15 protein-coding genes are annotated in these 15,591 nt (G+C 41.6%); 9 read left to right on the top strand and 6 right to left on the bottom strand.

Annotated elements, in window-relative coordinates; all coding sequences use genetic code 11:
• Positions 1 to 63 precede the first annotated feature (63 nt).
• From V7K98_RS15265 to V7K98_RS15240, 6 genes are all read left to right on the top strand, one after another.
• Complete coding sequence (locus tag V7K98_RS15265; protein WP_335023182.1) at positions 64 to 1,749, top strand: ABC-F family ATP-binding cassette domain-containing protein; 1,686 nt, start codon at positions 64 to 66, stop codon at positions 1,747 to 1,749.
• A 221-nt stretch (positions 1,750 to 1,970) separates the two neighbouring features.
• The gene (gene gpmI / locus V7K98_RS15260) at positions 1,971 to 3,569 is read left to right on the top strand and encodes a 2,3-bisphosphoglycerate-independent phosphoglycerate mutase (RefSeq protein WP_335023180.1); all 1,599 of its coding nucleotides are present in this window, start codon (positions 1,971 to 1,973) and stop codon (positions 3,567 to 3,569) included.
• 118 nt (positions 3,570 to 3,687) lie between these two features.
• Positions 3,688 to 3,921, top strand: a complete 234-nt coding sequence (gene secG / locus V7K98_RS15255) for a preprotein translocase subunit SecG (RefSeq protein WP_334825494.1) — start codon at positions 3,688 to 3,690, stop codon at positions 3,919 to 3,921.
• Between the two features lie 38 nt (positions 3,922 to 3,959).
• A complete protein-coding gene (locus V7K98_RS15250) occupies positions 3,960 to 4,769 on the top strand; it encodes a peptidase (protein ID WP_335023178.1) in 810 nt (269 codons plus the stop codon).
• A gap of 57 nt (positions 4,770 to 4,826) precedes the next feature.
• Positions 4,827 to 5,258: a putative toxin-antitoxin system toxin component, PIN family gene (locus tag V7K98_RS15245; protein ID WP_335023177.1), complete on the top strand. Its 432-nt coding sequence runs from the start codon at positions 4,827 to 4,829 to the stop codon at positions 5,256 to 5,258.
• Entirely contained in the window at positions 5,255 to 5,491 is a 237-nt protein-coding gene (locus V7K98_RS15240; RefSeq protein ID WP_335023175.1) for a hypothetical protein, read from the top strand. The genes V7K98_RS15245 and V7K98_RS15240 overlap by 4 nt, the downstream gene beginning before the upstream one ends.
• 322 nt (positions 5,492 to 5,813) lie before the next feature.
• On the opposite strand, the gene V7K98_RS15235 is transcribed toward V7K98_RS15240, so the two are convergent.
• The 5 genes from V7K98_RS15235 to V7K98_RS15215 form a co-directional block, all read right to left on the bottom strand.
• A complete protein-coding gene (locus V7K98_RS15235) occupies positions 5,814 to 6,962 on the bottom strand; it encodes a glycosyltransferase family 4 protein (RefSeq protein ID WP_335023173.1) in 1,149 nt (382 codons plus the stop codon).
• 353 nt (positions 6,963 to 7,315) lie between these two features.
• Complete coding sequence (locus V7K98_RS15230; protein ID WP_335023435.1) at positions 7,316 to 8,953, bottom strand: MFS transporter; 1,638 nt, start codon at positions 8,951 to 8,953, stop codon at positions 7,316 to 7,318.
• Positions 8,940 to 9,842 carry a DNA repair protein RecO gene (recO, locus tag V7K98_RS15225; protein ID WP_335023171.1) on the bottom strand — a complete coding sequence of 301 codons (903 nt, stop codon included), beginning with the start codon at positions 9,840 to 9,842 and terminating at the stop codon, positions 8,940 to 8,942. Before recO ends, V7K98_RS15230 begins: the two co-directional genes overlap by 14 nt.
• 107 nt (positions 9,843 to 9,949) lie before the next feature.
• A complete protein-coding gene (gene deoC, locus V7K98_RS15220; RefSeq protein WP_335023169.1) occupies positions 9,950 to 10,630 on the bottom strand; it encodes a deoxyribose-phosphate aldolase in 681 nt (226 codons plus the stop codon).
• Positions 10,631 to 10,736: 106 nt separating this feature from the next.
• A complete protein-coding gene (locus V7K98_RS15215; protein ID WP_335023167.1) occupies positions 10,737 to 11,978 on the bottom strand; it encodes a DNA cytosine methyltransferase in 1,242 nt (413 codons plus the stop codon).
• A 290-nt stretch (positions 11,979 to 12,268) separates the two neighbouring features.
• On the opposite strand from V7K98_RS15215, the gene V7K98_RS15210 reads away from it, so the two are divergent.
• Positions 12,269 to 13,540: a glycosyltransferase family 4 protein gene (locus V7K98_RS15210; RefSeq protein ID WP_335023165.1), complete on the top strand. Its 1,272-nt coding sequence runs from the start codon at positions 12,269 to 12,271 to the stop codon at positions 13,538 to 13,540.
• Between the two features lies 1 nt (position 13,541).
• Here the strand turns inward: V7K98_RS15210 and V7K98_RS15205 are convergent, their stop codons facing one another.
• Complete coding sequence (locus tag V7K98_RS15205; protein ID WP_335023163.1) at positions 13,542 to 13,757, bottom strand: hypothetical protein; 216 nt, start codon at positions 13,755 to 13,757, stop codon at positions 13,542 to 13,544.
• A gap of 791 nt (positions 13,758 to 14,548) precedes the next feature.
• Between V7K98_RS15205 and rsfS the strand changes: the two genes are divergently transcribed.
• Positions 14,549 to 15,007 carry a ribosome silencing factor gene (rsfS, locus tag V7K98_RS15200; protein WP_335023161.1) on the top strand — a complete coding sequence of 153 codons (459 nt, stop codon included), beginning with the start codon at positions 14,549 to 14,551 and terminating at the stop codon, positions 15,005 to 15,007.
• Positions 15,004 to 15,504 (top strand): CGLD27 family protein, encoded by a 501-nt coding sequence (locus tag V7K98_RS15195; protein WP_335023159.1) that lies wholly within the window; start codon positions 15,004 to 15,006, stop codon positions 15,502 to 15,504. The genes rsfS and V7K98_RS15195 overlap by 4 nt, the downstream gene beginning before the upstream one ends.
• Positions 15,505 to 15,591 lie beyond the last annotated feature (87 nt).

Raw genomic sequence — 15,591 nt, 5'->3', positions numbered from 1 at the left:
AATATTGGAGGCGGTGTTAGTACTTCGTCCTCAACCACCCACTCCCTACCTGAGAGAAACTTAATGCTACGATTAGAACATATAAGTAAAATTTATCCCACAGGCGAAGTTCTCAAAGATATCAACTGGGAAGTTAAACCAGGCGATCGCATTGGCTTAGTCGGTGTCAACGGTGCTGGGAAATCTACCCAACTGAAAATCATCTCTGGGGAAATTGAACCCACCGCCGGCGAAATCATTCGGCCTAATAGCTTACATATAGCCTACCTCAACCAAGAGTTTGAAGTAGACCCTAGCCGCACGGTTAGAGAAGAATTTTGGACTGTCTTCAAAGAAGCCAATGAAGTACAGTTAGCTCTGGCACACATCCCGCAAGAGATGGAAACGGCTAACCCAGATGAACTGGATAAACTAATCGATAAGTTGGATCGCTTTCAGCGCAAATTTGAAGCCTTGGATGGCTACAACTTAGACGCACGCATCGGGAAAATCTTACCAGAAATGGGGTTTGGGCTAGAAGATGGCGATCGCCTCGTCAGCGCTTTCAGTGGTGGTTGGCAAATGCGGATGAGTTTAGGTAAAATCCTGCTGCAAAAACCCGACTTATTGCTGCTGGATGAACCGACTAACCACCTAGATTTAGAAACCATTGAGTGGTTAGAAAATTACCTCAGAGGGCTGGTTACGCCGATGGTAATAGTCTCCCATGACCGGGAGTTCCTTGACCGCCTCTGCAACCAAATTGTCGAAACTGAACGTGGCGTTTCCAGTAGCTACCTTGGTAATTACACAGCATATTTGGAACAAAAAGCCGAAAGTCAATCAGCACAACTGAGTGCTTATGAACGTCAGCAGAAAGAATTAGAGAAGCAGCAAACCTTTGTTGATAGATTCCGCGCCAGTGCTACCCGCAGTACTCAAGCAAAAAGCCGGGAAAAGCAACTCGACAAAATCGAGCGCATTGAAGCACCCATTGCTGGTATGAGAACTCTCCACTTCCGTTTTCCGCCTGCACCCCGCAGTGGACGCGAGGTAGTAGAAATTAAAGATTTAACTCATCTTTATGGTGAGAAAATCCTGTTTTTATCGGCAAATCTGCTAATTGAAAGAGGCGATCGCATTGCATTTCTTGGCCCCAATGGTGCTGGAAAATCTACCCTTCTGCGCGTAATTATGGGTATGGAACCACCCACAGAAGGTAGCGTTCAATTAGGCGATCACAACGTTCTTCCCGGTTACTTTGAGCAAAATCAAGCTGAAGCTTTGGACTTGAAGAAGACTGTCATGGAAACTATTCATGATGAAGTTCCCGATTGGGATAATCAAGAAGTCCGCACGCTTTTGGGACGCTTTTTATTCACTGGTGACACTGTATTTAAGGCAGTTGGCGCATTAAGTGGAGGAGAAAAAGCTCGTTTGGCGTTAGCAAAAATGCTCTTACGTCCCGCAAACTTACTAATTTTAGATGAGCCGACAAACCACCTAGATATTCCAGCTAAAGAAATGCTGGAAGAATCGCTCAAAAATTATGATGGTACGGCAATTGTCGTTTCTCACGATCGCTACTTTATTTCTGAAGTAGCTAACAAAATCGTCGAAATTCGTGACGGTGAATTCCGCGTTTACTTAGGAGACTATCATTACTATCTCCAGAAAATTGCCGAAGAAAAAGAACAGGCAAAAGTAGTTGCAATCGAAGCTGAAAAAGCTGCCAAGAAAGCTGCAAAGGCTTCCAGCAAAAGGAAATAGAGGATTGGATAATGCCTTAGTAGTAGTACTAAAACGCTACTACTAAGTAATCACTCCTTATTAGCGTTCCAAAACATCACAGAAAAATTACTAAAATTTAAAAAATCTTTCAAAAAACTGCAAGTCCTTAATAAAAGAAGTTCATAAGCAAAAATTCACTTGCGGCGTGGATTAGCAATGGTATCATTCGGGTATTACAAAAAGTAAAGGGCAATTTTACTATGACCAAAGCACCTGTTGCTCCTGTGGTGCTAGTCATTTTAGACGGATGGGGCTACTGCGAGGAAACGCGAGGAAACGCTATTATCGCTTCTAAAACTCCCATTGTGGACAGTTTATGGGCAGTTTACCCGCATACCCTCATCCGCACATCAGGAAAAGCTGTAGGGTTGCCAGAGGGTCAAATGGGCAACTCGGAAGTTGGTCATTTGAACATTGGTGCTGGGCGAGTTGTACCGCAAGAACTGGTACGCATCTCCGATGCGGTTGAAGACGGTTCTATTGCCTTAAACCCAGCCCTTGTCAAAATTTGCCAGGAAGTTCGTTCTCGGAATAGCAAGCTGCATCTAGTCGGGCTTTGTTCTGAGGGGGGGGTACATTCGCACATCACCCATCTATTCGGACTACTTGACTTAGCCAAGAAAGAGCGAATTCCAGAAGTTTGTATCCACGCCATCACCGATGGTCGTGACACCGCCCCAACTGACGGTGTAAGATCGATCGCACTGCTACAAGATTACATAGACCGCGCCGGAATTGGGCGCATAGTCACCCTTAGCGGTCGCTACTACGCGATGGATCGCGATCATCGTTGGGATCGAGTCAAACGCGCCTACGACGTGATGACCCAAGATGGTGTAGGTGGCGATCGCACGGCTGTAGAAATCTTGCAAGCATCTTATGCCGAAGGGGTAAAAGATGAATTTGTCAACCCAATCAGACTTGCACCAGGTGCAATAGAACCAGGGGATGGGGTGATATTTTTCAACTTCCGCCCCGATCGCGCCAGACAACTAACTCAAGCTTTAGTCAGTCCAAAATTTGACGGTTTTGAAAGGCAGCAAATCACACCACTGTCCTTTGTTACCTTTACACAGTATGATTCAGACTTACCCGTGGCTGTAGCCTTTGAGCCTCAAAACCTCAGTAACATTCTGGGAGAAGTCATAGCTAATAACAGTCTGAATCAGTTCCGCACCGCCGAAACAGAAAAATATGCCCACGTCACCTATTTCTTTAATGGTGGTCTGGAGGAACCTTTTGCCGGAGAAGATCGGGAACTAGTAAGCAGCCCGATGGTAGCAACTTACGATCATGCCCCAGCGATGTCAGCAGTAGCAGTTACAGATGTGGCGATCGCTGCGATTCAAAAGGGTACGTATTCTCTAGTTGTGATTAACTATGCCAATCCAGACATGGTAGGGCATACTGGTCAAATCGACGCTACCATTACAGCTATTGAAACAGTCGATCGCTGTTTGGGACGCTTGTTAGAAAGCGCGATCAAAGCCGGTGGTACAACAATTATTACTGCCGATCATGGTAACGCTGAGTATATGCTAGATGAAGGGGGTAATCCCTGGACAGCCCACACCACTAACCCAGTCCCCTTTATCTTGGTAGAAGGCGAGAAAGTCAAAATCCCTGGATATGGTACAAATGTCGAACTGCGAAGCGATGGCAAACTATCCGACATTGCCCCCACAATTCTAGAGATTTTACAGCTGCCTCAGCCGCCAGAAATGACCGGGCGGTCGCTGCTAAAAACAGCAGATTACGATCTGCAACGCACTCGCACCCCCGCGCAAGTAGGGCTGTAAAAGATTCCTGAGACGCGATTCATCGCGTCTGTACAAGAGTTAGGAGTTTACTAAAAACTCCTAACTTCTGAATTCTGAATCGTGTTTTTGAAAAATTGTTATAAATGAGATTCCTACCATGACAGCTACTAATATCGTGCAAGGCATTTGGGCGTTTTCTGCCACCGGTCTAATTATCTTAGTTTTACTACATAGCCCCAAAGGTGATGGTATCGGGGCTATTGGTGGACAAGCCCAGCTATTTAGCAGCGCCAAAAGTGCAGAAAATACATTAAACCGAATTACTTGGGCATTGACAGTAATTTTTCTCGGTTTAACAGTGGTTTTAAGTGCTGGTTGGCTGCCTAAATAAAAATCGGGAGATGAGGGAGATGAGGGAGTAAGGGGGAGATGAGGAACAGAAGGCAATACCCAATACCTAATACCCCCAAAAATTTAATTAGAAAACGATTATTAGCAGCCCTTGCTTTAACTATTGGCACAGTGCTGTTAATAACTTTGACTAACCTCCAGTTAACTGATGCCTTGACAAAATCATCTTTATATAGTAACGAAAATTTTATAATTTCCTCCTCATCCACCCCAAAACCCCATCCCTTACCGCCCACACTCGCACAGTGGCAAGATAGTACTAACAGTGGTGACTACTTTTCCCAAGTCACAACAACCCAAGTTGGTTACTTAGTCTGGTCACAATTTCCTATTCGAGTTTACGTAGAACCACCAAAAGCTGTTGACGAAAAACAAGCTCAAGCATGGGTTAATGGTGTCTTGCAAGGTGTGCAAGAATGGGGTAATTATTTACCTTTGACAATAGTCGAACAATCAGAAAGTGCTGATATTGCGATCGCACGAAAACAGCCACCCCTACAAATTTCGCCTGGTAGCAATATACCTCGTGCGCGATCGGCACAAACGACTTACGAGTTATACACCAGCAACAAAATTTTATCCCATCGCTTCACAATCTTGTTGAGTCCCAGTCAAACAGGTGAGTATCTCATTGCAGCCACCCGTCACGAATTCGGTCATGCACTGGGAATTTGGGGGCATAGTCCGCTAAAAACTGATGCTTTATACTTTTCCCAAGTTCGTAACCCGTCGCCTATTTCTTCCAGAGATGTCAACACTCTAAAACGGGTTTATGAAGAGCCAACTATTTTGGGATGGTCTTTAAGGGATAATTTAAAGATGAATTGATCGATAGGTAGACTATAAGCTCGTCACTACGGCGAAAATGCTACTAATAGCGAAATAATGACAAATCCGTACCAACTTGTACTTGATACTAACGTACTGCTTAGTGGTTTGCGATCTAACCGTGGTGCATCTTACAAACTGTTAACAATTCTTAATGATAAGCGTTGGCAGTTAAATGTCTCTACCACCTTAGTATTCGAGTATGAAGAAATTCTCAAACGAGAAAAAGAGCAGCTTGGATTGAGTGATGAAGATATTGACAAAGTTATTGAAGGTATTTGTAGAATCGCTAATAGATGTAGTATTTTCTATTTATGGCGGCCATTAGCACGCGATCCTGACGATGATTTTCTCATCGATTTAGCTGTTGAATGCCAAGCCAACTTTATCATCACTTACAATCAAAAAGATTTACAAGCCGCACAGAAATTTGGAATGAGGGTAGTTTCACCCAAAGAATTCTTGCAAATAGTAGGAGAAATCCCATGACTAACTTAAATGTACAACTACCCGAATCTTTATATAAACAAATTGAAGCTTTAGCAGCCAGAGAAAATATTTCCATTGAACAACTTACAACCATTGCCTTATCTGCACAAGTTTCGGCATGGATGACCAAAGACTATTTGGAAGAAAAAGCCAAACGTGGTAATTGGGAAAAATTCCAGCAAGTTTTGAATAAAGTCTCTAACATAGAACCAGAAGAATATGACAAACTGTAGCGGCTTAAATTTTATTAACGACAAAATACTGCCTGCGCGTTCTGCATAAATTCGCTACGAGTTATACACCATCAGTCATATTTTGTTCTACCGCTTCAACATTGGCTCAAAGAGATTCTTAACTGTCTTGGGGTGGCGACTCTATATTACCCATCTCCCCTACATTCCATCACCAATCAACACAAAAGGCGACTAAAAGAAGAGATAGGGAAAAACACCTTGATTAGGATCGATATGACTTAATTTCGCCTGACGCAATACTTCATCCTTACTTGTTCCATTCTTAAGATTCTGATAAAATTCGTTCAAATTTTACCCTTCCCTACGCTCTACGACTTAGCGGTAGAGGTCGTTGTGCTAAAACTTCTTTATAAAGTTCTTCCAACAGAGTAATATTTTTACTGAGGGTATAGCGGTCTAATACACGCTGTCTGGCTTTTTGCCCCAGTAAAGTTGTTAACTCTGGATGATCTTGCAACACAGGCAAAAGGGTTTTTAACTGCGATCGCGCCGTTTTGGTACTAATAACTATACCTGCTCCCTTTTCTAATACTTCTCCATCTGCGCCCACGTCTGTTGCTAAACAAGCCAACCCACATGACATTCCTTCTAACAAAGATAGGGACAAACCCTCTACCAATGAAGGCAAAACAAATACATCTGCGCCCCGCAAAATCTCAATGCGTCGGTCTTCATCAGCAACAAATCCCAACCAGATAATACCGTATTCTGAACCATAAAACGGCTCTAAGGAAGACTTTAAAGGCCCGTCGCCAACAATTAGCAACTTCGTACCAGGCTCCATTCCAGACTGCTTCCAAGCCCGAAGCAGAGCTTCAAGATTTTTCTCTGGCGCTATGCGACCTTGGTAAACAAACAAGCGATCGGCTTTAAATTCCTCTTTGATTTGAGAAAATCCTGGAGAATACTTAACGGTATCAACACCATTGGGAATTACAGCAATATTTTCTTTCCTTACGCCCATCCCTGCCAATAATTCTCGCTGAATTTGGGAAAATACAATCACGCGATCGTAGTTAACCAAAAAAGGTGCGTAAAGCTGATAAGCCAAAAGTTGGGTTCCCGATATTAGCTTTGCGCCCTTGCCAGCAAAGGGTGTGTGAAAAGTTGCAATTAGAGGCAATCTCAGTTCTTCACAGATTTCCGGTAGAAAAAAGTCTAGAGGAGATAATGTTAAGGAAGCATGGACTACATCCGGCTTAATTTTCCGCAACGAATCGGTTAAAACTTTGGTCGCTTTAAAAGTGGGAATTGTATAAACCTGTGACTTATAAATGAAAGGTAGGGAAACCTCTCGAAGATTTAGTCCATTGTGAGGTTCAGATTCTTCTTGGGCGAAGTGAAGAAAGCTAACTTGATGTTCCTTGTCTAACAAGGCGTTTGTAATTTCTCGACTGTAGGTGACATTGCCACAAAAGGGTGATTTTTTTCCAATCCAGGCTATACGCATTCTTTATTTAGCTGTAAGAAAAGCGGGTTTAATCTATTACTTGTGTGCCCTTTGTGATTTTTCTTTTATCTGGCTATACTTGCTGGTTTTTTATTTATTAAAAATTTCCATCATATTTTAGTTTAAAAAGCCTTATTAAGCTTATTAAACCAGAAGATTGATGGCTTTATTTATTTTACTTATAAGTTGTTAGTTTTATGATATTTAAACAACTTATTCTGACTAATGCCAGATTCATATCCCACAAGTATATGATAAATTTTCACTGGCCACAGTTTACCATGAACAGAAAAGCTTTAAGGAAATTAGTAATTACTTCAAGGTAATGAATAATAACTCCTTTTAGGTGATAACTATTTATGTGAGTTATACCAGGTTAATATACCTCCTGAAAAGACGATCGCAGCTAATCCCAAAAAAACTGCCTGTAATCCCACAAAAGCTTCTGCAACACCTGCTAATGCCAAAGGTAAGGAGAGGGCAATATTAATTACATTGTTTTGTAAACCAAAGACTTTACCACGCATTTCTGGAGGTGTTTCTGTTTGGATTGCGGTTTGCATGGGAATTCCCACTAAAGCCCCAAATATCCCTAATAGCGCCACCAGTGACAGGACTAGCCAGAGTTGGGTTGTAAAGATTGATAGACCTATCAGGGATGCTGCCATACCCATACAACCGCACAGACTTAACTGAGCATAAGAAAAACGTTGACCAAATTGACCGAGAATTGTTGCTCCCACGGCAATGCCAACACCACCGGCTGCTAGTAAAAAGCCGAACTGAGAGGGTTTCATGTTGGGAATTATTTCTGCCATCCGAACAGCTAGAACAGTTAATGCTGCAAAGACAGAAAACAAGATAACTAGCTGAAGCAAAGCATTGCGGACGCGATGATTTGCTTTGAGGTAGGCAAAACCATCTCGCAAATCAGAGAATACGTGAGGGAATTCTGTATCGGCGTGGTGATGTTTTTCATTAGTTGCCAGGAGGAATAAAATTAGTCCAGCGATCGCATAACTACCACCTACTAAAAGTTCTTTGCCCAAACTACCACTACCACCAATTTGCGACCAAAGTCGATCTGCGATCGCTAACAACGGTTCCCCAACAGCAAACCCAACAATCACCGATGCCATCATCGTTGTCGTATAAAGGGAATTTGCCGAGAGTAAATCCTGTTCTTCTACGATTAAGGGAATTGCCGCCTGTTCCGCCGGTGCAAAAAACTGCGTCAGCGTGGAAACTAAAAAAGTCATGCCCAGGATGATCAAAAAACCCACTGGCAGCACTCCTATGGGTTTCCAGTCATGAGTCAACCACAGCAGGAAGGGAATTGAGAAAACCAGTATGCCGCGCCAAATATTGGTTGCTACCAGTACAGTCTTTTTTGACCAGCGATCGACAAACACACCGGCAACAGAACCAAACAATACGGCTGGAATCGTAAAAGCCATCATCAAGACTGACACCCAACCACTAATACTCTGATTACTAGCCTGAAACTGAGTATTAATCAAGGCAATCATCAGCACCAAATAAACTTTATCGGCTAGTTGGGAGAAAACTTGACCGCCCCAAAGAGCCAGAAAATTAGGGTTTTTTAATACAGGCAAAAACCCTTGTTGTTTTATATTCCCTACAATAGCTTCTCCACCTGAACCAGACTCATCTAATTTTGGTAGTTCTTTTTCTGGGGTAGTGACTACTGGCAAACTCTGTCCGTTTTCACCTGACTGGGAAATGGTTAATTTTTCCTCATATTGTGTTTCTGATTGACTTGGAATATCTTTTGGGATCTGGGCTGTCCCATTTTGATCGTTTTTAGAAACGTCTTGTAGGGATATGTCTTGGCTATTGATTTGACTCGGTGTACACTTTGAAACGGCACTCAAATGATTCCTGACTGTAGGATCTGATACCCTATTCTGTTTTTTAGCGAGGCTTGGTGACAAAGGCAGGATTTTTTTTTCCAAATCAGACGGTTGCATCATGGTTGGCAGCAAAATAAGAGTCGATCAAAGTAGCAGAGCGAATAGGACGACCTAATTGATACTGAGCATACTGGCGCAAAATCTGCTCAACAGATAACCAGTTATGATCTTTAGCACCATCAATTTGCATGATCTCTGGTTGTGACAGATGTTGAAGCAAAGCCAATTCCATAGCACCCAAGCGACTAGAAATCACAGGTATTTCTTGCCGATGCACAACAACTGTTTGGGCATGGGGCATGGGGAATGGGGCATGGGGAATAGGGTATTGGTTGTTAATCTCCCCCTCTCCCTCTGTTCGTAAACGTTTCCAAGCTTCTAAGCAAATTGTTCCACCCGTAGGGACGCTAAATCCTACTTGCCAGTTGGGGTTTGAAAAGTCTGGCTTGAGGGAGCGCCCAGATAAGCAGCATAGTTGCACTTGTGGCGTTACTCCTGCTAAGGCTAAAAGGTGAAATACCCCATGAGCCAGATGAGGCAAAACACCAGATGCATTTGCACTAGACAATGCTTCCAACCGATGGAGATGTTCATTGAACAACTCATAAAGTTCTTCTTGGGGTTGTTCGCTCAAAGCTTGAGAGAGGACTATTTCTGCTAAATATTGGCTAGCAGCTAATTTTCCCAAATCTTTAGCTAAACCAGGATAAGTTTTTAGCGTCTGTGCTTGAGTAATTTTATCAAGCGATCGCCCTTTCGCGATCAATAGTTCATTCACAACAAACATACCACTCCTGCCACCCAGACTGGAGTTGTGCTTACGTGCCCCTGGAGCGACTGCTCGAATCAGACCAAATTCTGGTGTCAAAATCGTCACTATTTTATCTGATTCTCCCAGCACCTGAGTTTTAAGATTAATTCCGGTTGCTTTGTAGGTTCTACTCATTAGTCATTAGTCATTAGTCATTGGTTATTAGTCATTAGGTTAGAACAAAGGACAAATGACATAGACGTGCCACCAGTTTCCCGCAAGGCAGAACGAGAAACAAATGACTATTCACCCTTTCCCAGGTTATCGCGCTGGCGGAGCAAATCCATACCGCGAGATGTACCTAATCTAGTAGCACCCGCTACGATTAAGTCTAGGGCTTGATTAATAGTGTGGATACCACCTGAGGCTTTAATTCCTACTCTTTCTTTTGCCAATTCTTGCAAAAATCGCACATCTGCCACTGTTGCGCCACCATTCCAGCCTGTACTAGTTTTTAAGAATGCTGCTCCCGCCTCCATAGCTATTTCAGCAGCTATTTTTTTCTCTACATCTGTCAAGAGGTTGGTTTCCAAAATTACCTTGACAGTTTGCCCAGTCTCTTCGCAAATTTCAGCAATCTCTCGGTGGACTTCTTCAGTTTTACCAGCTTTCAACCAGCCCAAGTTCATTACCACATCCAACTCCGTAGCCCCACTATCCGCCGCTTCTTGAGCCTCATACAGTTTCACTGCTGAAGTCGTCGCACCAGAAGGAAAGCCAATTACCGTACACACTTTCGGGTTTTTACCATGAAGGAGTTCGACCGCTTGCTTGACATAACCGGGGTATAAGCAAACCGCCGCAAAATTGAATCTATATGCTTCTTCACACCACTGCTCAACCTGCTCTGGAGTAGCTGTTGGTATTAACAGGGAGTGATCGATAAATGGCGCAATATCAATATCTGGATAGTCTGCTGCCATCGTGTCTTCTGCCAGTGATTGATTATTAAACTTTATAAAAAATTAAAACATTTCTTATATATATATTAAACCATATTTATTACGAGTTTATTCTGAAAACAAGCTGCTAACTTATTTTGGATGTTGGTTTTGTAGATGTTGCGGAATTAGTATAAGTGTTTAAGTTGACATTAGGGTTAGTAAGGTTAGAAATATTAACAGCATTTTTTACACCAATTCCTAAGAAGTCAATAATAGTTTTAGCTAACGCCTTCGATGCCAAATATGGTAGTCCATTACCAATAGTCTTAAACATATTCGTGAGCGATATATTCTCTGGAATGACAAAATTTTCAGGCAAAGATTGTATAGCTAAAGCCTCCGCTACAGAAATTCGCCGGATTTTATAGGGATGCAAATGTACTTCATTATTTCCATAGCAAGCTGTCGGAGAATAACGCCATCTATGAAGACGCTTGAAAGACTTTTTAGAATCATCTCCTTCATCAATAGCAGCAAATTTTGTGATACCTGCCCTTGGTTGAAAACAGTTTTTAGTATTGGGATGCTTCAGCACATTATTTTTTCTAAACCAGTACTCCACTGTTAATTCTTGAGGGATGTCGGCAGGACAAGGCATTATGGAATTTTCTTGGAATGGTTCAGACTTACGCCAAGGATAAGCAAAAACCTTTGTTTGAGGATATAAAATATGATTTTTCCAAGGAAAAGCCTTTTCAGATAGAAACTTTTCACTACCGATTTTTATTCCTATATCCTTGATAAAACTATTTCGGAAACCAATGAGAATAATTCTTTCTCTATCCTGTGGTACACCATATTCGATAGCATTGATTAAGCGTTCTGTTAATATATAGCCAGCTTCGAGTAATTCTTGCTTGAGTGATTCAAAAAATAAACGATGCTTTGTCGTTCTCCACAACCCCTTAACGTTCTCAAATAAGAAGAAATCTGGAAGATTGCGGCAAATTAATTCAACATAAGAAGCGGAAAGCTTGCCATTATCTCCTAAACGTCCTCTATTTTTGCCGCCAATAGAAAAATCAGGGCAGGGAGGCCCGCCAATGAAGCCGACAATATTATTAGATTTACGGCAGTCTTGTACTAACTCCCGGAGATGTTGTGTTTGTAAACCTTCGAGAAGTTGGGTTACATCTCCTGCTTCTCCATCATGATACCCGTATTCTGGCGACGGTAGACTGAGAATCTGCCGTGAATAACGATATGCTGCCATGAATGGTGAAAAAATTTCATTGACGTAAACAATCCTAAAACCACTGGCTTCAAAACCTAAATCTAGGAATCCTGAACCAGCAAAAAAGGAGAAAATACAAGGGCGATCGCTCATTCAATAAGTAATATAGTGAAACAGTCTTAGTTAATATCGAACTGAAAAATTAGGGTTTATACTTACGTACCAATCAACAATAAACAATTTTCAGAATGCTTAAATAGTAAAATAAATTCACACTTACTCTAAGTATTCAATATCAAAGTTTACTCAATCTTTAAAGAAAATCCCTGACAGAAAAAGAGTCTGAAGTCACAATTAAATATAGGAGTTTCCAAGCTCCAAATGATGTTTAAGACAAAAATTTGTCATTAAACAAAAAACCGGGGTACTTCGGACTAACTTTTATGCGAATTTTAATTTACTCTTACAACTACTATCCAGAACCAATTGGTATTGCCCCACTGATGACTGAGTTAGCAGAGGGACTAGTCAAACGCGGACATGAGGTTCGCGTAGTCACCGCTATGCCCAACTATCCTGAGCGTCAAATTTATCAGGAATATCGGGGCAAGTGGTATCTCAACGAATACAAAAATGGCGTTAAAATCCAACGCAGTTACGTTTGGATTCGTCCCCAACCCAACCTATTAGATCGGGTGTTACTAGATGCTAGTTTCGTTGTCACTAGTTTTATACCGGCCCTTTTCGGTTGGCGGCCAGATGTGATTCTCTCAACATCGCCATCTTTGCCAAGCTGTGTACCAGTTGCTCTTTTAGGATGGTTACGTGCTTGTCCTGTAATTTTAAATCTACAAGATATATTACCAGAAGCAGCTGTCCACGTCGGTTTACTCAAAAATAAATTGCTTATAAAGTTATTTACAGTGTTGGAAAAATTTGCTTACCACACTGCCAGTAAAATTAGCGTTATTGCCGATGGGTTTGTGGACAATTTGCGATCTAAGGGTGTAGACGCTGACAAAATTGTACAAATTCCCAACTGGGTTGATGTAAATTTTATTCGCCCTTTGCCTCAAGAAAATAACCCTTTTCGCGCTGCACATAACCTGAATGGGAAATTCGTAGTACTTTATTCTGGTAACATTGCCCTAACCCAAGGCTTAGAAAGTGTTGTCAAAGCTGCTTCTGTGTTACGCCATATCCCAGATATTGTTTTTATTATTGTTGGAGAGGCAAAAGGTTTACAGCGATTGCAACAGGAATGTCTAGACTGCGGTGCAGATAATGTTTTGTTATTACCATTTCAACCCCGCAAATTTTTGCCACAAATGTTGGCAGCTGCGGATGTTGGTTTAGTAGTACAAAAGAAAAATGTTGTATCCTTCAATATGCCATCAAAAATTCAAGTGCTGCTTGCAAGTGGAGCAGCCTTAGTTGCCTCTGTACCCGACAATGGTACAGCAGCAAGAGCTGTCAGGCAAAGTGGCGGTGGAGTTATAGTTCCTCCAGAAGATCCCCAAGCTTTAGCAATGGCAATTTTAGACTTGTACCACAACCCGGAAAAAGTCAACACTCTGGGTTATAAAAGTCGCAAATATGCCGTTGAAAATTATGCTTTTGAACAAGCTTTAAATCAGTATGAGTCGTTGTGTTACTCATTGATCGCAGAGCGTAGAGCAATTCAGTCCACAAGAGTTACGAAACAAGAAGTTTAATTTATAGCAGTGGGGTTAGATTGCACAAAGTGGTAAATTCAAAACCCCTACGATTTTGCTCATGTTGCAGCATAATTTTCGTACCCTGTTTATGGTGGGCTGTACTTAGTATGTAAATGTTGCGACGATGAACACCCAGCTTTGCTTGTGGAATTAGAGTTGAAATAATTGCCCATTCAGCATTACTGAGTCCTGTAGTATATGGCTTTTGAGACATTCTTACTCAATATATAGGAATCCTATTTGATTTTTGAAAAAACCTAAGTATATGTAGTGGCGTGTTACGGCTTCCGTAACGCACCCTTTATAAAGATTTGGTGCGTTACGCTGTCGCTAACCCACCCAACGCATCTTTTCAGAAATCAAATATTAGTCGTACCTTACTCCTATCCTAAAATTAGTCTTATACGCGATTGTTTCCTCTTTAGATTTACTTTATGGAGAAAAATCTCAGCTTCAATATGGCTTTAGAGGAATTGCAACTTACTCAACTTAAATTCGCAGAAACTGAAGAGAATGGCGATAAAACCTCAAAAAATAATGTTTTTAGCTGCAAATAACCTAGATATTACCCCAAATACTTAATTAATACCCAGTGGTGCAATACTGGATTTCACCGGAAATACTTTAGGACTTACACAAACAATAGCCAAAAAGCAAGATTTTCTTCTTAAGGCAATTTATAAATTCTCCCTACAACATTATTTAGTTTTGTGTAATTCCTATTCTTACTTATTGCCTCTTCCCTGCCTACGCAAATATGTGCGAAAATCAAAGCGGGCTACTATAAAAAGCTATTAGTTAATTTATCGCTACAGAATAGCCATCTGCAACTGCTGATTGCTAATGTCAAAATCTCAGCAGTCAATTATCAAACTAGACCCCATAGCCATCCGTTTTTTTGTTAGTATTCAAAAAAACCTATTGACACATTTTCAGCTCAATTGTTTGTGATTTGTAAGTAAATGTAAACAATTGTTTCAAAAGAAAGAAAGCACATGAGGTTTAATGACTGATTATTTCCAAGGAAATTTCCCATTACAATCCATCTCACTGACGAAGAGTGTGGTAAAAAGCCACGCCCATACTGAAGATGAGAGCGGAAAATTAGCTGCAACGATCGCAGCTGCTGCATCAGATCGCAAAGCAGGTGAGATTTTATTGCTCAAAGTAGCAGAGGTATCTTACCTAGCCGATTATTTTGTGATGATGACTGGCTATTCTAAGGCACAAGTAAGAGCGATCGCTCAAGCAATTGAAGGAAAAGTCGAAACTGACTTGCAACGTCGTCCCATAAGGACAGAAGGAAAAGTCGAGGGGAGTTGGGTACTACAAGACTACGGTGATGTGATCGTTCACATAATGATGCCCAAAGAACGGGAGTTTTATAATTTAGAAGCGTTCTGGATTCATGCAGAGCGTATTTCCCTTCCAGAATCTGATGAGGGTGAAGGTAAGTCAACATGATTAGGTCTTCGGTTTCAAATTGCCCAGTTCCCACAGACCAACAACCGCTGAATGAGTACGAAGAGTTAAAAACTTCCTGGCTATTTCGTGATAGCACTTTAGATTTGCGCGAATATATCACGAAAATTGCTTGGATTTGGAGTTTATCTTGGCTGATCGCAGCACCTGTGGCAGCAGCAAGTTTTCCTCCCCACAAGTATATTGCACATTTTATCCTTTGTGGAGCAGCAGCAGCCAGTGTCGGAGTTGTACTGGCACTGGTAAGATTATACTTAGGCTGGTTCTACGTGTGCGATCGCCTTTCCAGCCCCACAGTATTTTATGAAGAGTCCGGCTGGTACGACGGCCAAACTTGGACGAAACCACAGGAAATCCTTAACCGCGATCGCTTAATTGTTGCATACGAAATCAAACCCATTCTGCGGCGGTTGCAATTTACCTTTGCTAGCTTGGCGGGAATGTACGTTACTGGTACGATAGTTTGGCATTTGTTTTAAAGAGTCATTGGTCATTAGTCATTAGCTAAGGACTAATGACTAATGACCAATGGCTAATTAATTAAAAAAGGTAATAAATATAAACCC

Origin of the sequence: Nostoc sp. (genome assembly GCF_036917435.1) — a bacterium.
GTDB lineage: Bacteria > Cyanobacteriota > Cyanobacteriia > Cyanobacteriales > Nostocaceae > Nostoc.
Note: the sequence above shows the minus strand (reverse complement) of the source record. Positions and strands in the feature narration are given on the sequence as shown.

Bases quoted from the DNA above. Each gene is read 5' to 3' on its own strand.
- V7K98_RS15265 (WP_335023182.1), top strand. From the start codon at position 64: ATGCTACGATTAGAACATATAAGTAAAATTTATCCCACAGGCGAAGTT.
- gpmI (WP_335023180.1), top strand. From the start codon at position 1,971: ATGACCAAAGCACCTGTTGCTCCTGTGGTGCTAGTCATTTTAGACGGA.
- secG (WP_334825494.1), top strand. From the start codon at position 3,688: ATGACAGCTACTAATATCGTGCAAGGCATTTGGGCGTTTTCTGCCACC.
- V7K98_RS15250 (WP_335023178.1), top strand. From the start codon at position 3,960: ATGAGGAACAGAAGGCAATACCCAATACCTAATACCCCCAAAAATTTA.
- V7K98_RS15245 (WP_335023177.1), top strand. From the start codon at position 4,827: ATGACAAATCCGTACCAACTTGTACTTGATACTAACGTACTGCTTAGT.
- V7K98_RS15240 (WP_335023175.1), top strand. From the start codon at position 5,255: ATGACTAACTTAAATGTACAACTACCCGAATCTTTATATAAACAAATT.
- V7K98_RS15235 (WP_335023173.1), bottom strand. From the start codon at position 6,962: ATGCGTATAGCCTGGATTGGAAAAAAATCACCCTTTTGTGGCAATGTC.
- V7K98_RS15230 (WP_335023435.1), bottom strand. From the start codon at position 8,953: ATGCAACCGTCTGATTTGGAAAAAAAAATCCTGCCTTTGTCACCAAGC.
- recO (WP_335023171.1), bottom strand. From the start codon at position 9,842: ATGAGTAGAACCTACAAAGCAACCGGAATTAATCTTAAAACTCAGGTG.
- deoC (WP_335023169.1), bottom strand. From the start codon at position 10,630: ATGGCAGCAGACTATCCAGATATTGATATTGCGCCATTTATCGATCAC.
- V7K98_RS15215 (WP_335023167.1), bottom strand. From the start codon at position 11,978: ATGAGCGATCGCCCTTGTATTTTCTCCTTTTTTGCTGGTTCAGGATTC.
- V7K98_RS15210 (WP_335023165.1), top strand. From the start codon at position 12,269: ATGCGAATTTTAATTTACTCTTACAACTACTATCCAGAACCAATTGGT.
- V7K98_RS15205 (WP_335023163.1), bottom strand. From the start codon at position 13,757: ATGTCTCAAAAGCCATATACTACAGGACTCAGTAATGCTGAATGGGCA.
- rsfS (WP_335023161.1), top strand. From the start codon at position 14,549: ATGACTGATTATTTCCAAGGAAATTTCCCATTACAATCCATCTCACTG.
- V7K98_RS15195 (WP_335023159.1), top strand. From the start codon at position 15,004: ATGATTAGGTCTTCGGTTTCAAATTGCCCAGTTCCCACAGACCAACAA.